Raw genomic sequence first — 535 nt, 5'->3', positions numbered from 1 at the left:
ATAAACTATTTCAAAAAATAACAGCGAAAGCCCCCCATGCTTTCGCCAATAAAGATTGGCAAGCAATAAATGATATTAGCCGATTACGTATTAGCTATTACGATAATCGCGTTAACGAAACTACACAAGCCTTACAAAAAGCACAATCGACCGATGAGCTAAATGAAGCTCTATGGCTTGAAGTAAAAAAAATATACCAACACTTTTTATGTTTTCATCCTCAGGCTGAACTTGCAGAAACCTTTTATAACTCCGTATTTTGTCGTCTGTATCATAGACGCTACTTTCATAATGACTTTATATTTGTACAAGCCACATTAAAAGATGACCCACCGGTACCAGTTGAAGCAGAATATAGAAGTTATTTTCCGGTAGTCGATGGTTTAAAACCAACAATAAAACAAATTATCAATCACTTTGATTTTAAAGCTTCATTTGTCGATTTAGAGAGAGATATTCGCCTGCTCGTTAAGGCATTTTATAAGCAAGCACCCGATACACATCATCAACCATGGCAAATGCGATTTGATATACT

The 535-nt window shown here is 35.5% G+C and carries 1 protein-coding gene; it reads left to right on the top strand.

Annotated features, from left to right (window positions below):
- The coding region (locus tag I6F66_RS22050) for an isocitrate dehydrogenase kinase/phosphatase AceK regulatory subunit (protein ID WP_197209885.1) at positions 1-535 on the top strand (535 nt) is incomplete at both ends.

The organism is Pseudoalteromonas sp. NZS100_1 (assembly GCF_015864285.1).
GTDB lineage: Bacteria > Pseudomonadota > Gammaproteobacteria > Enterobacterales > Alteromonadaceae > Pseudoalteromonas > Pseudoalteromonas arctica.
The sequence above is the reverse complement of the archived record's forward strand: the minus strand, read 5'-3'. Positions and strand labels throughout refer to the sequence as shown.